Origin of the sequence: Plantactinospora sp. B5E13 (assembly GCF_039871775.1) — a bacterium.
Lineage (GTDB): Bacteria > Actinomycetota > Actinomycetes > Mycobacteriales > Micromonosporaceae > Plantactinospora.
In genome coordinates, this window is sequence record NZ_JBDPLT010000001.1 from 400,483 (window position 1) to 414,798 (window position 14,316).

A 14,316-nucleotide genomic window follows, 5' to 3' on the forward strand; every position below is an offset into this window, starting at 1 on the left:
GCCCGGGCGCGGGCAACCGAGAATCGACCGCCCCGGGCTACCGGTCAGGCTGCCTGCGGAAACTCGACGTCGGCCCGCCGTAACAGATCGACGAGCACCGCTACGAGGACGCGCGCCTGAGCCGAGTCGATCGGCCAGCGATCGGCGTCCTCACCAACGGAAGACTCCAGCAACACCCCGCCGGGCTGACAAGGCCCGACGTCCATCCGCCACAACCCGGCGGCCACCTGAATCACCTCGTCGCCGCGAGGGGCGACCCGGACCAGCGTCGACACATGAAGATCGCCACCGGATGCACAGTCGGGCCCGTGCCGACACCATGGTGGATGAGCAGGGTTGGGTACGTTACTCATGGGCCGGGGCTCCTTCCCGGTCAAGGCCCGGAGACAGGAGTGCCACCTCCACTCCGGGCCGCCCATTCTTCTTCTCTTCCTCGACCGGCCCGATCGGTGCCACCCAGGCGAGCCAGCATGAAGACAACCTAGGACAGGATCCTACCCCCGGTCAATGCCTACTTGAGGTAGTAGGAGGAAGCGTGATCTCATAGGCAGGCCACCCAGGGAGAAGCCATGCCGTACGAGGCCGCCTACGAACGAATCGCCCGTGAGCTACGCGAGCGCATTACCGCTGGTCAGCTCAAGCCGGGCGACAAGTTGCCATCGATCAGCCAACTCAAGGCTCAACACGGGGTATCGGAGACCGTCATCCGTAACGCGATGTTGATCCTGAAGACAGAAGGCCTCACCGAGGGTCGCCCGGGCTCGGGAGTATTCGTACGAGACCAGGCCTGACCGCGGACCCAGCCGCTCATGCCTGCGTACACGAAGAAGCAACAGCTGATCGACACGCTGACCCAACGAATCGAGTCGGGCGAGTACCCACCGGGGTCGAAGCTGCCCTCCGGTACCGAACTGTGCGCGGAGTTCGACGTGTCCCGTCAGGTGGTCCGCTCCGCGATCGACTGGCTAAAGGCGCGGGGCCTGGTCGACGGCGCGCCCGGCGCCGGTGTGTTCGTCAGACCACCGGCCTGAGCCGCCGTTGACGGGGTCGAGGGCCCATGGTCAGCTTGGCGGCATGGCTGACCAGTGGCGGGTCCGGTTCGACGCGGAGGTCGACTTCGTCAACGGTGGCGGGCTGCGGGTGGATGACTTCCGGCTCGACATCCCGGGCACCGAGATCAGCGACACCGAGTTGGCGTCCCTCTTCGTCCGGCATCTCGGCCTACTGATGGTCGGCGAGGTGCGGATCACCGCGAAGGAGCTGATCCGCGAGCCGCACAGGGGCGGCCGGCACGTCGTCCCGGCACCGGCTCCCGGCGCACGGCTGGTCGAGCTGAGTCACGTCGTCCGGGACGGCATGATGACCTATCCGGGTCTGCCCGGCCCCCAAATCACGGACTGGTTGACCAGGGAGGCGTCCCGAGAGCGGTACGGCCCCGACACCGAGTTCCACATCGCCGCGATCACGATGGTCGGCAACACCGGGACGTACGTCGACGTGCCGTCGCACCGCTGGCCGGACGGCGCCGACCTGGCCGGCGTACCCCTGGATCGGCTCGCCGACCTGCCCGGCGTGCTGGTACGGGTACCGGTCGGGGTACGCGCGGTCGACCGGTTGCTGCTGGCCCCGTACGACGTTGCCGGGCGGGCGGTACTGCTGCACAGCGGCTGGGACGCCCATTTCGGCACGGAGCGGTACGGCGCTCCCGAGCACCCGTACCTGACCGCCGACGGAGCGGAGTGGCTGGCGTCGGCCGGGGCGGTCCTGGTGGGCATCGACTCGGTGAACATCGACGACAGCTCGCCGGCCGCCGGCGGCATCCGCCCGGCGCACAGCGTGCTGCTCGCGGCTGGGGTCCCGATCGTGGAGCACCTGCGCGGGCTGGCGGCACTCCCTCCGGAGGGTTTCCGGTTCACCGCCGTTCCGCCGCTGGTGGCGGGAATGGGTAGCTTCCCGGTCCGCGCCTTCGCGATACTCGGTTGAGTTGAGTCGTCGTTCGCCGTACTCGGTTGAGTCGTCGTTCGCCGTACTCGGTTGAGTCGTCGTTCGCCGTACTCGGTTGAGTCGTCGTTCGCCGTACTCGGTTGGGTCGTCGCCGAGCCTTGTCTGTCCGCCTCCGGGATCGCGCACCCGTGGCGGTTGCGTCCTTCTCGCCGCTCGGCCGTCGCGGTTCGCGAAACACCGCAACGTCCGGCAGGTTGCGCGATCCCGATACAACGGGCCAAAAGTTGGTCGACGACAACCCGTCATGCTGGCCGGAGTGTTCCTACCTCGGGAGGCGAAAATGCCCGACTGGCACGACTACCTGGATGCCGACAACGACCGGGTCCAGGCCCGGTGGCGTGGACTCGGACGTCCGGACGGCATGCTCTTCTACGAGGTCCGGTGCGCCAACGTCGAAAGCGCCTGGCGGGCTGCCCGGTCGACCGGCGCCTTCACCATCAACCTGGCCCGCTCCGGCGGCTACCTGCGTCGACTCAACGGACACGAGCGGTTCGCCGACCCGACCTCGGCACTGCTCACCGGCCCGGCCGACGACCTCGTCGTCTCCCATCCCCTGACCTGTGGTGACACCTACACCGCGATCGAGATCGAGAGTGGGGTGCTCGCCGAACGGTCGGACGGCGAGCGGTGGCTGACCGGGGCCGGCTGGGACGGCCGGGTCTCCGACCGGCTCGACCTCGCCCACCGGACCCTGATCACGGACTGCGTACGCGGTGTCGACAGCTTCGCACTCACCGAACGGCTGCACCGGCTGCTCGATGGACTACTGGCCACCGGCGCCTCCGACGGCGCGACGGACCGACCTGACGACGAACTGTCCCGAACGGTCGGTCGCAGACCGGCGACGCTCGCCGCGCACCGGCGGCTGGTGAACCGGACCCGTGAGGTGATCACCGGTGGGGGTTACGCTCTCGGCCTCACCGAACTGGCGCGACAGGTCAACTGCTCACCACACCACCTGAGCCGGGTCTTTCACCGGGTCACCGGACAGAGTCTCACCACGTACCGCAGCCAGATCCGGACCCGGGCGGTGCTGACCGCGCTGGCCGGCGACGACCTCGACACGTTGCGCACGCTCGCCGCCGAACACGGCTTCGCCGACCAGCCACACCTGACCCGTACGCTCCGCCGTCAGCTCGGTCACTCACCGGCCCAGCTGCGGGAACTCCTCGCCACCGCACCCTAGACGGACCACTCCCCACGCCACACCCACCCGGCGAACCGAGCACGGATGTTCAACGCACCTGGTCGACCGACCCGGGAGCATGGGTCCAGGTACTGCCCCCGACCACCGGTCGAGGTCGGTCCGTCGGACGTCACACGGACGTCACCGGAGGTGGTGCGGAGGTGCGCGGACCTGCTCGGGGAGGCCCGCAGCTTCCACACCACCTCTGCCCCCGGCGCCGACCCGGAGGAACCGCACGGCGCGAGGGCCGGGCCGGTTCCTGCCCGGCCTGGTCAATTGGGCGGGCAGGCCGGTCATACCCAGCCGCGGTGCCGCGCCGGGTCCGCCATGGGCGCCGGGCCGACACGGGGCTGCGGATACGGCCCGGCTCCGGCACGCTGTGCGGATGCCCCGAGCCCCACACGTGCCCAGGGAGCTGGCATTCCTGCCCTTCTCGGCCGACCGGGCGATCACCGCCGGGCTGCTGACCCGGCGGATGCTCCGCAGTTCGTGCTGGCGGCGTCTGCTACCGGACGTTTACGTGCACGAGGACGGCTACCGGCCAGACGACCATCGGATGTGGTGTGACGCGGTCGCGCTCACCCTGCCACCGGGCGCCGCGCTCGCCGGGCCGAGCGCGGCCTACCTCTGGGGCGTCGACCTGCTGCCCCGGCAGAGTCCGGTCTTCGTGGTACTGCCCGAAGCGGCCCGACCACGGCACCGCGACCGGATCGTCGTGGCTCACCACAGGTTGGCGCCCGACGATGTGACCCGGTTCGCCGGGCTCCCGGTCACCACCGGGGTACGGACCGCGTTCGATCTCGGCCGGTCCGCCTTCGCGGGCTCCGTCCGCCGTACCGACGGCGTCGCCACCGACCCGGACGCCGACCGGTCCGAGGGTCGTACCCGGGCGCTGGTCGCGGTCGACGCGCTGCTCAACCGACGGGTGGTGCGGCTGTCGGATCTCGCCGCCTACCTCGCGGCCCATCCCCGCCGACCGGGCACCGCCCAGTTGCGGGAACTGCTGCCGCTCGCCGAGCCGCTCAGCGAGTCACCGATGGAGACCCGACTCCGGCTCGTCCTGTACGACGCCGGGCTCCCGTCACCAACGGCCCAGCACGAGGTGTACGACGCCCGGGGCCGCTTCCTCGCCCGGGTTGACCTGGCCTACCCGCGGTTACGCATCGCGCTCGAGTACGAGGGTGACCACCACCGGGAACGGGCTCACTTCCGGCGGGACGTCGCCCGGCTGAACGCCCTGCGGGCGGCCGGATGGCTGGTGCTCCGGTTCACCGCCGACGACGTACTCCGGTCTCCGGGCCGGGTGGTCCGGCAGGTCGCCCAGGCCCTCAGCGAACGGCGGAGTCCGCGCAGATGATCTGCGCACCAGATACCTTACGAGCCCTGTTTGAGGTCCATGGTGCTCAGATCATCAGCGGCCCGGCCGACGACCGTCTCCCCGCCGGAGGGAGAGGCCGAAGGCGAGTGAGCGTGATCACTTATCTGCCACCGGAGAACGGCGCAGCCGGGCGGGGAACGGTGAATTCCAGCTCATCCGGGTGGTCGGCGGGACGGGCATGACCGGATCGGCGTAGGGTCCAGGCGCCGAAAGCGGCCCGACGCGGATACGATCCACGGTGTCGGACAACGCTGTCCTCCGTACTCGATCAAGGAGCGCACGGTGACCGACCAGCATGATCACGACGGCCCCGACGCCGCCCTCCGAGCCGACATCCGCCGCCTCGGCCGACTGCTCGGCCAGACCCTCGCGCGCCAGGAGGGGCCCCCGCTGCTCGACCTGGTCGAGGAGATCCGCGCCCTGGTTCGACACGACGCCGAGGCCGCGGCCCAGCGGCTCTCCGCGATGGACGTGACCACCGGCACCAAGCTGGCCCGGGCCTTCTCCACCTACTTCCACCTGGCCAACATCACCGAGCAGGTGCACCGCTCCCGGGACCTGCGCCGGCAGCGGGCCACCCACGGCGGCTGGCTGGACCAGGCCGCCCGGCTGATCCGCGAGCGCGGGGTGCCGCCGGAGGAGATCGCCGCGGCCGCCCGCCGGCTCGCCGTCCGGCCGGTCTTCACCGCCCACCCCACCGAGGCGGCCCGCCGGTCCATCCTCTCCAAGCTGCGCGCCGTCGCCGACCAGCTCGACGCGGAGGCGTCCGCCGCCGTCCTGTACGGCGCCACCGACGAGGGCCCGGCCAGCCGGCGCCTCGCCGAACTGCTCGACCTGCTCTGGCAGACCGACGAGCTGCGGCTGGACCGGCCGGACCCGACCGACGAGGCCCGCAACGCCATCTACTACCTGCGCGACCTGTACGCCGAAGCCGCCCCGCAGGTCCTCGACGACCTCGCCGACACGCTGCGCGGCCTCGGTGTGGAGACCGCCCCGACCGCCCGGCCGCTCACCTTCGGCACCTGGATCGGCGGCGACCGGGACGGCAACCCGTTCGTCACCCCGCAGGTCACCCGGGACGTGCTGCTGATCCAGTACGAGCACGGCATCCAGGCCACCGAGGCGGCGATGGAGTCGGTGATCAACGAGGTCTCGGTCTCCCGCCGACTGCGTGGCGTCTCACTGGACCTCTCCGCCAGCCTCGCCAAGGACCTCGACGCGCTGCCCGAGGTGGCGGCCCGGTTCCGCCGGGTCAACGCCGAGGAGCCGTACCGGCTCAAGGCCCGGTGCATCAAGGCGAAGCTGGCCAACACCCGGCGCCGACTCAACCAGGCCACCCCGCACGTGCCGGGTCGGGACTACCGGGGCACCGCCGACCTGCTCAGCGACCTGGAGCTGATGCGCGCCTCGCTGGCCCGCAACTCCGGGCAGCTCACCGCCGTCGGCCGGCTCGCCTCGGTGATCCGTACCGTCGCCGCGTTCGGGCCGCAGCTGGCGACGATGGACATCCGGGAGCACGCCGAGGCGCACCACGCGGTGCTGGCCCAGTTCTACGCCCAGGTCGGCGAGGTGCCCGACTACTCGGCGCTCAGCCGCACCGACCGGACCAAGCTGCTCGCCGAGGAGCTGACCGGCCGTCGGCCGCTGTCCACGATGGACACCCCGTTGACCGAGCCGGCCCGCAAGACCTTCGACGTCTTCGGCACCGTCCGGGAGATCCAGGAACGGTTCGGCGTCGAGGTGATCGAGTCGTACATCATCTCGATGACGCTCGGCGTCGACGACGTACTGGCCGCCGTGGTGCTGGCCCGGGAGGCCGGTCTGGTCGACGTGCACACCGGTCGGGCCCGGATCGGCTTCGTCCCGCTGCTGGAGACCCCGGACGAGCTCGAGGCCGGCGGTGACCTGCTGGACGAGATGCTCTCGCTGCCGGCGTACCGGGCGATCGTGGCGGCCCGCGGTGACGTGCAGGAGGTGATGCTCGGCTACTCCGACTCCAACAAGATGGCCGGGATCACCACCTCGCAGTGGTCGATCCACCGGGCCCAGCGCGCGCTGCGGGACGTGGCGGCCCGGCACAACGTACGGCTGCGGCTCTTCCACGGCCGGGGCGGCACGGTCGGCCGGGGCGGCGGGCCGACGCACGAGGCGATCCTGGCCCAGCCGTACGGCACCCTGGACGGCGAGATCAAGGTGACCGAGCAGGGCGAGGTCATCTCCGACAAGTACACCCTGCCGTCGCTGGCCCGGGAGAACCTGGAACTGACCCTGGCCGCGGTGCTGCAGAGCACCCTGCTGCACACCGAGCCGCGTCAGCCGGCCGAGGCGCTCCAGCGGTGGAACTCGACGATGGACGTGGTCTCGGACGCGGCGTACCGGTCGTACCGGTCGCTGGTGGAGAACCCGGACCTCCCCGCGTACTTCTGGGCCTCCACCCCGACCGAGCTGCTCGGCGCGTTGAACATCGGCTCCCGGCCGGCGAAGCGGCCGAACACCGGCGCCGGGCTGGCCGGGCTGCGGGCGATCCCGTGGGTCTTCGGCTGGACCCAGACCCGGCAGATCGTGCCGGGCTGGTTCGGGGTCGGCTCGGGGCTGGCCGCCGCCCGGGAGGCGGGGCACGGCGACATCCTCTGCGAGATGCACCGGGCCTGGCACTTCTTCGGCACGTTCCTGTCGAACGTCGAAATGATGTTGACCAAGACCGACCTGAACATCGCCCGGCGGTACGTCGAGACGCTGGTCCCGAAGAAGCTGCACCCGATCTTCCAGATGATCGAGACGGAGTACGAGCTGACCAAGCGTGAGGTGCTGGCGATCACGAACTCGCCGGCGCTGCTGGAGAACTCGCCGGTGCTGCAGCGCACCCTCGCGGTCCGGGACACCTACCTGGAACCGTTGCACCACCTGCAGGTGGCGCTGCTGCGGCAGTACCGCGACTCGGGCGCGGCGGGTCGGGCGATCGCCACCGCGCCGGGCGGCCGGCGCGCCCCCGGTGACGGTACGGCGTTGGAGCGGGCCCTGCTCACCACCGTCAACGGCATCGCCGCCGGGATGCGCAACACCGGCTGAGCCGGCGCGCTACGGCGGCGCCGGGTCATCGGCGGGGGCCGCCGACGACTCAGGCGACGACAGCCTCGTCGAGGGACGCCTCGATCCGGTCGACGGTCTCGACCGCCGACAGGTCGGTGCTGTCCAGCCAGAGGCCGACCCGCGGCATCCGCGTCCGCAGTTCGGCGTCCAGGTGCTGCCAGAGCGCGAAGACCTGCTTGTCGCGGCCGGCGTCCCGGCGGGCCACGACCGCCAGGTCGGGCACGAGTTGCACCACGGCGAACGGCCGGGTCCGGAGCAGCCGGAGGTACGTGTCGAGCACCGCCGGGGAGACCACCACGTCGTCGATCACCGGCAGGAACCCGGCGTCGGCGAACGAGTCGGCGAGCAGGCAGATGTTGCGGCGCCGGAGCAGTAGTTGCGCCTCGGCCTCGTCGGCCGGTGGCCCCTGGGGCGGGACCAGTCCGTTGACGATGAAGTCGTGCCCGACAACGTCACCCTCGACGTGGGCGGAGCGCGGAAATCTGGCGGCCAGCAGTTGGGCCACCGTCGTCTTCCCGGCGCCCGGCACACCCGAGATCAGAATCGCCCGCACCGGTCCAGGGTAGGCGCCGGTAACCTGCCAGGGGCCCTCCGGCCATGATCGTTAGGAGGGTGCGGCCGGGTTCACAGGAGCAGGACGCGTCTTGATCGCAAGATTCGGCAGGGCTTCCGGGACGCCCCGACCTGGCTGGACTGGGTCCCGGAAGCCGATTGACGGGTCCGGTCAGCCCGGCCAGGCCAAGCCGCCCGGTCAGCTCGTCTCGCCGGCGGCGCTGAACGAGCGGAGCCGGTCGATCGCCAGCGCGGTGCAGCCGACCGTGAAAATCGCCCCCATCACCAACGCCACCGGCACGGAGACCGTGCTGTCCAGCAGCGCCGTCGGCGCGATCCGGTCGGTCAGGGTCAGCACGTACTGCTGGACCGAGAGCACCCGGGTCCCGCTGATCACGTTGGTCAGCAGCCCCTCCCAGATCAGCACGTAGACCAGGCCGAGCAGCACCGGCCGACGGGTGACCAGGCTGAGCAGCAGGAAGATCGCCGAATAGACGAGGGCGCCGACCGCACTCGCGGCGGCCAGCCCCAACCCGAAACGTACGGAGTCGGCGAGCACCCCGACGACGTACAGCGGGATGGCGGTGGCCAGGGCGGTCACCCCGGCCGCCACCACGAGCTTCGGCAGGATGATCTGCCAGCGCGGCAGCGGCTTGGTGAGAATGTGCAGCAGGGTCCCGTCGTCGATCTCGGAGCCGAGTACACCGGTGCCGACGATCAGCGCGGTCACCGGCAGCATCACCCCGAGCCCCAGGCCGAAGACGATCGGCGGAGCCCACTCGCCGGCGGCGACCCCGGCCCAACGGACCAGCACCGCCAGCCCGATCACCAGCAGCGGCAGCGGAAAGAGCAGCAGGAACCGACGGCGGCCGAAGAGCCCGCGCGCGGTGATCCAGGAAACGGTAGACATGACTGGTCAGGCCTCCACCAGGTAGGAGAACACGCTCTCCAGGGACTCGTCCGAGGGGAGCAGCCGGCGTACCCGGATCCCCGAGGCCAGGGCGATCTTCGGCAGTGCCCGGGTGAAGCTGCCGTAGTCGCCGGCCCGTACCGTCAGGCCCTCGCGGTCGATCTCGACCCCGTTCACCGACGGCTCGCCCATCAACGCCACCGCCAGCCGCCGGTCGTCGGTGGAGCGGACCGCGAAGACGTGCGGCCGGTTGGTCATCAGCCGGCGGATGGTACGGAAGTCGCCGGAGGCGGCCAGCCGACCCGAGACGATCACCTGGACGGTGCCGGAGACCTGCTCGACCTCCTCCAGGATGTGTGAGCTGAACAGGATGGTCCGGCCGGCGTCGCCGAGTGAGTGCAGCAGTTCCATCATGTGCATCCGCTGCCGCGGGTCCATCCCGTTGAACGGCTCGTCGAGCAGCAGCACCTCCGGGTCGTGGACCAGCGCCGCGGCGACCCGGGCCCGCTGCCGCATGCCCTTGGAGTACGTGCCGATCCGGCGGTCCTGCGCCTCGGTCAGCTCGACCGTCTCGATCGCCCGCCGGGCCGCCGCCTCGGCATCGGGCAGCCGGTGCAGCCGGGCACTGGCCAGCGCGAACTCGTACGCGGAGAGGAAGTCGTACGCCGCCTCGCGTTCGGTGACCAGGCCGAGTCTGCGGTAGACGCCGGGGTTGCGCCAGGTGGGTTCGCCGCCGAGGGTGACGGTGCCCCGGGACGGGGCGAGGAACCCGGCCATCATGTGCAGCAGGGTGGTCTTGCCGGCGCCGTTCGGACCGAGCAGCCCGGTCACCCCGGCGCCGAGACCCATCGTGACGTCGTTAACCGCGACCACGTTGCCGTACCACCGGGAGACCCCGGTGAGCTCCACCATTGTCACTTTGCGGCGACCTTCCGGTAGCGGGCCAGCAGCAGCAGAATCCCGAGGGCGACGAAGAGCAGCGCGACGAGGGCGTACAGCGGGCCGTAGCCGCCGATGCCGACGTCGCCGCCGGACTCGAACGCCCAGTCGCCGATCCCGCCGACCAGGGTGACCGGGCTGGCCAGGCCGGCGAGCTGGGCGGCCCGCTCGTACGGCAGCACCATCAGCACCCCGTACAGCGGGGTGGTGAGCAGGAACGCGCCGACGATCGCCCCGGCGGCGACCGCCCGGCGCCGCAGCAGGGCGGCGACCAGCAGGGCCAGTACGGAGAAGACCACCGCGTGCACCGCGACGTAGCCGAGCGCGGCCAGGTAGTCGACGAACTCGTCCCAGACCGCGCCGATCCGGGGGGCGCCGAACGCGGCTCCGGCGAACATCACCGTCAGCGGGCCGGCCAGCAGCAGGAACGTCGCGCTGACCAGGGCGGCCAGCCGGGCCAGCGCGTAGTCGCCGCGACGCAGCGGTCGGGCGAAGTAGAGCGGCAGCACTCCGCTGTGCAGGTCACGGGAGGCGAGTTCCGGCGCGACGATGGCACAGAAGAAGATGATCAGGATGGTGAGCGTCTGCGGGAACTCGGCGTAACTCATCACCGGCTCGCCGGTCTGGGCCCGGAACGCGGTCAGCACGGCGGCGATCGCGCCGACCACCCCGACGATCATCCAGGGGAAGATCTTCGCCTTGGCGCTGCGGCCGAGTCCGAAGGCGGCCCGCAGTCCGTGCAGGTAGAGCGTGCCGACCAGGTGGCGGCGGCCGAGCCGCACCCCGGTGTAACGCTGGTAGCCGATGTCGTGGATGACTCCGGTCGGCTGGCTCACTGGGTACCCCCTCCGCTGGTGCCGGCGCCGGTCAGCTCACCCGGTGGTGTCGGCGGCGAGACCGTCGGCCCGGTGGCGAAGAGTTCGGCGACCCGGTGGCGACGCTGGTCGAGCCGGTGCAACGGCAGGTCCAGTTCGGCCACCGCGGTCAGGATCAGGTCGTACGTCGTGTCGTCGGCGAGCGGCACGAGCAGCAGCCGGCCCTCCCGCCGTACCGGAAGGTCGGCCGCGGCCAGCCGGGCGGCGAGTTCGTCGGTGCCCTCGCTGACCTCGACGGAGAGCACCTCGGTCGCGGTGGTCATGTCGGAGAGCTGGGCGGAGCGCAGCAGCCGGCCGCCGTCGATCGCGACCAGCGCGTCGCAGATCCGCTCGACCTCGCCGAGCAGGTGCGAGCAGACCAGTACGGAGATGCCGAACTCGCTGCCGATCCGGTCGATCAGCCCGAGCATGGCGTCCCGGCCGGCCGGGTCGAGCCCGTTCGTCGGCTCGTCGAGCAGCAGCAGGTCCGGGTCGTGGACCAGCGCCTGGGCGAGCTTGACCCGCTGTTTCATGCCGGTCGAGTAGCCGCCGACCTGGCGGTAGCGCTCCTCGTAGAGGCCGACGTGTCGCAGGGTCTCGGAGGCGCGTTCCCGGGCGGCGGTCTTCGGCAGTCCGCTCATCCGGGCCATGTGGGTGACGAACTCGGCGGCCGACAGGTCCGGCGGCAGGCAGTCGTGCTCGGGCATGTACCCGACCCGGGACCGGACCTGGTGTCCGTCGACCGTGGGGTCGAGGTCGAGCACCCGGACCTGACCGGCGGTCGGCTCCAGCAGGCCGAGCATGATCTTGATGAAGGTCGACTTGCCCGCCCCGTTGGCCCCGACCAGCCCGACGATGCCCGGCTCGATGCCGACGGTCAGGTCGGCCAGCGCGGTCACCCCGTTGCCGTACGTCTTGGTCAGCGACTGGGTCGCGATCAGTGTCACGCCGTCAGCGTAGGTGCCGGAGTCTCCTTCCGGGGTCCGGGACAGACCCTGGGAGAACCCCGATTCCATTTCGGCGGGACCCGCACGGGTAAGAGAACGGTAAGAAGTGGGGGCCGCGCGCCGGACCGGCGGGCTGGTTGACTGGCCCCCATGTCGCGTCGCCTGCTCCGCGCACCGTTGACCTGGGTCGCCGTCGCCGTGCTCGGGGCCGTCGCCGTTGTCGGCGGGTACTGGTTCCAACCGTGGAAGATCGTCGTCGACCGGACCGTGGCGGAGCCGCTCAGCGAGCCCGTCCCGGCGACCGCCCCCGAACCCTCCGGGTCGCCCGGGACCACGGGCCCCGTCCCCGCCGGGTCGCCGTCGGGGACGGTCACCTCCGGCCCGCCCGGTCCCGGGCCCACCCGGCCGGTCCTGGTCGGCAGCGGCGAGTTCGTCACCCACGAGCACCGGACCACCGGAACGGCCCGGATCGTCCGCGCCCCGGACGGCCGGCACCGTCTCGAACTGGTCGGTCTGGACACCTCCGACGGGCCGGACCTCCGGGTCTGGCTGACCGATCAGCCGGTACGGGAGGGCACCGCCGGCTGGCGCGTCTTCGACGACGGCCGGTGGGTCGAGCTGGGCCGTCTGAAGGGCAACCGCGGTGACCAGGCGTACCCCATCCCGACCGGTACCGACCTTCACGAATTCCGTAGCGTCTCCATCTGGTGCAAACGCTTTTCGGTGTCATTCGGCGCGGCCGAACTCCACACCGTTGGGTAACCTCTCATAGTTGCCGATCAACGACGCCCCGGTGCCCGGGAAGCGTCCAATCGGGAGTGGCCGGTCTCGACCGATCGACGAACGGCTGCGAAACTGTGTGCCGGCCAGGAGTTGGGGGTGCGATGAGCAACGGGTGGGTGCTGCCCGATGAGTTGCTGCGTGACGCTCCGGCGTACACGCCCCGCCCGTATGAGCTGGCCGATCTGGAGCTGCTGCTCTCCGGAGCGTACGCCCCGCTCGCCGGCTTCATGGGCCGCGCCGACCTGGCCTCGGTGGCCCGACGCGGGCGACTCGCCGACGCCACCCCGTGGCCGGTGCCGGTGACCCTGCAGGTCCCGGCCGAGGTGGTCAGCGGACTCGACCCGAACAACCCGATGGAACGCGGCCTGATCCTCACCGACCCCGAGGGGGCGCCGACCGCGCTGCTCGAGGTGACCGACATCTGGCCGACCCGGCAACCGTGGTACGGCGTCGGCGGCCCGGTACGCCGGATCGGCGACGGCGGGCACGGCCCGTTCCAGCGGCTGCGCCGGACCCCGGCCGAGGTCCGGGAACTGCTGCCCCCGGGCCGGGTGCTCGGGGTGATCGCCGACCGGCCACTGCACCGTCCCCAGCTGGCGCAGATCGCGCACGCCGTCCGTACCCTCGCCGCGCACCTGCTGGTCCTCATCCCGGTGGCGGAGAGCAGCCCGGACGGCCTCGCCCCGGAGGTGCTGGTCCGCAGCGTCTTCGGCGCCCGGGACCGGATGCCGCCGGCCACCATCGTCGCGGTGCCGATGGCCCGGCGCGGCGACGAGATCTGGGATGCCCTGCTGCGCGCCCGGGTGGCCCGGGCGTACGGGGTGACCCACGTCCTCTCCACCACCGAGATGCTCACCGGCGGCGGGCTGCGGATGCTGGTCCCGCGCGAGCTGGCGTACGACAACCGGGACGGCCAGTGGCGGTGGCAGGACGACGTCCCACCCCGGAACCGGCGGCTGGCGCTGACCCAGGAGGAGGTCGACGACCTGCTGGACCGGGGTTTCCCGCTGCCGGAGTGGCACACCCCGCCGGCGGTGGCCAAGGAGTTGGGCCGGGCCCGGCCGCCGCGCCGGCACCGGGGCCTGGTGCTCTTCTTCACCGGCCTGTCCGGTTCCGGTAAGTCGACCATCGCCCGGGGACTGGCGGACGCGCTGCGGGAGAGCGGGGACCGGACGGTCACCCTGCTCGACGGTGACGTGGTCCGCCGGGAACTCTCCGCCGGTCTCGGCTTCAGCGCCGCCGACCGGGACCTGAACATCCGGCGGATCGGCTGGGTCGCCGCCGAGGTGGCCCGGCACCGGGGGTTGGCGATCTGCTGCCCGATCGCGCCGTACGCCCGGGCCCGGGCGACCGCCCGGGAGATGGCCCGGTCCGCCGGGGCCGGGTTCGTGCTGGTCCACGTCGCCACCCCGCTGTCGGTCTGCGAGCGGCGTGACCGCAAGGGCCTGTACGCGCGGGCGCGGGCCGGCCAGCTCACCGGGATGACCGGCATCGACGACCCGTACGAGCCGCCGACCGACGCCGACCTGGTGCTGGACACCAGCGATACGACCGTCGAGGAGTGTGTCCGGGCGGTGCTCGTGCACCTGACCGAGACCGGTTGGGTCGAGCCGCGACTGCAGCCGGCCTGAGCGGCCGCGCCCTTCACCCAGCCGACCTGCTCGGCCATCACC

General features: G+C 71.5%; 14 protein-coding genes. 8 read left to right on the forward strand and 6 right to left on the reverse strand.

What is annotated here, in order from left to right; genetic code table 11:
- Positions 1-44: 44 nt before the first annotated feature.
- Positions 45-275 (reverse strand): hypothetical protein, encoded by a 231-nt coding sequence (locus ABGB05_RS01750; RefSeq protein ID WP_347651301.1) that lies wholly within the window; start codon positions 273-275, stop codon positions 45-47.
- A gap of 294 nt (positions 276-569) precedes the next feature.
- Here ABGB05_RS01750 and ABGB05_RS01755 point away from each other — a divergent pair, with 294 nt between their 5' ends.
- From ABGB05_RS01755 to ppc, 6 genes are all read left to right on the forward strand, one after another.
- Positions 570-791: a winged helix-turn-helix domain-containing protein gene (locus ABGB05_RS01755; protein ID WP_347651302.1), complete on the forward strand. Its 222-nt coding sequence runs from the start codon at positions 570-572 to the stop codon at positions 789-791.
- Positions 792-809: 18 nt separating this feature from the next.
- Positions 810-1,031 (forward strand): winged helix-turn-helix domain-containing protein, encoded by a 222-nt coding sequence (locus ABGB05_RS01760; RefSeq protein WP_347651303.1) that lies wholly within the window; start codon positions 810-812, stop codon positions 1,029-1,031.
- A 43-nt stretch (positions 1,032-1,074) separates the two neighbouring features.
- A complete protein-coding gene (locus ABGB05_RS01765; RefSeq protein ID WP_347651305.1) occupies positions 1,075-1,983 on the forward strand; it encodes a cyclase family protein in 909 nt (302 codons plus the stop codon).
- Positions 1,984-2,284: 301 nt separating this feature from the next.
- On the forward strand, positions 2,285-3,190 hold the full coding sequence (locus tag ABGB05_RS01770) for an AraC family transcriptional regulator (RefSeq protein ID WP_347651307.1): 906 nt from the start codon (positions 2,285-2,287) through the stop codon (positions 3,188-3,190).
- Positions 3,191-3,575: 385 nt separating this feature from the next.
- Positions 3,576-4,547, forward strand: coding sequence for a DUF559 domain-containing protein (locus ABGB05_RS01775; protein WP_347651308.1), 972 nt, complete (start codon positions 3,576-3,578; stop codon positions 4,545-4,547).
- A gap of 303 nt (positions 4,548-4,850) precedes the next feature.
- The gene (gene ppc / locus ABGB05_RS01780; protein ID WP_347651309.1) at positions 4,851-7,637 is read left to right on the forward strand and encodes a phosphoenolpyruvate carboxylase; all 2,787 of its coding nucleotides are present in this window, start codon (positions 4,851-4,853) and stop codon (positions 7,635-7,637) included.
- A gap of 49 nt (positions 7,638-7,686) precedes the next feature.
- On the opposite strand, the gene ABGB05_RS01785 is transcribed toward ppc, so the two are convergent.
- The 5 genes from ABGB05_RS01785 to ABGB05_RS01805 form a co-directional block, all read right to left on the reverse strand.
- A complete protein-coding gene (locus tag ABGB05_RS01785) occupies positions 7,687-8,211 on the reverse strand; it encodes an AAA family ATPase (protein ID WP_347651310.1) in 525 nt (174 codons plus the stop codon).
- A gap of 198 nt (positions 8,212-8,409) precedes the next feature.
- Positions 8,410-9,120 carry an ABC transporter permease subunit gene (locus tag ABGB05_RS01790; protein ID WP_347651311.1) on the reverse strand — a complete coding sequence of 237 codons (711 nt, stop codon included), beginning with the start codon at positions 9,118-9,120 and terminating at the stop codon, positions 8,410-8,412.
- 6 nt (positions 9,121-9,126) lie between these two features.
- Entirely contained in the window at positions 9,127-10,032 is a 906-nt protein-coding gene (locus ABGB05_RS01795; protein WP_347651355.1) for an ABC transporter ATP-binding protein, read from the reverse strand.
- A 2-nt stretch (positions 10,033-10,034) separates the two neighbouring features.
- A complete protein-coding gene (locus ABGB05_RS01800; RefSeq protein WP_347651313.1) occupies positions 10,035-10,895 on the reverse strand; it encodes an ABC transporter permease in 861 nt (286 codons plus the stop codon).
- Positions 10,892-11,860 (reverse strand): ABC transporter ATP-binding protein, encoded by a 969-nt coding sequence (locus ABGB05_RS01805; RefSeq protein ID WP_347651315.1) that lies wholly within the window; start codon positions 11,858-11,860, stop codon positions 10,892-10,894. The genes ABGB05_RS01800 and ABGB05_RS01805 overlap by 4 nt, the downstream gene beginning before the upstream one ends.
- A 150-nt stretch (positions 11,861-12,010) precedes the next feature.
- Between ABGB05_RS01805 and ABGB05_RS01810 the strand changes: the two genes are divergently transcribed.
- Both ABGB05_RS01810 and cysC read left to right on the forward strand, forming a co-directional pair.
- Positions 12,011-12,622 carry a DM13 domain-containing protein gene (locus ABGB05_RS01810; RefSeq protein WP_347651317.1) on the forward strand — a complete coding sequence of 204 codons (612 nt, stop codon included), beginning with the start codon at positions 12,011-12,013 and terminating at the stop codon, positions 12,620-12,622.
- 122 nt (positions 12,623-12,744) lie between these two features.
- Entirely contained in the window at positions 12,745-14,274 is a 1,530-nt protein-coding gene (gene cysC, locus ABGB05_RS01815) for an adenylyl-sulfate kinase (protein ID WP_347651319.1), read from the forward strand.
- Positions 14,275-14,316 lie beyond the last annotated feature (42 nt).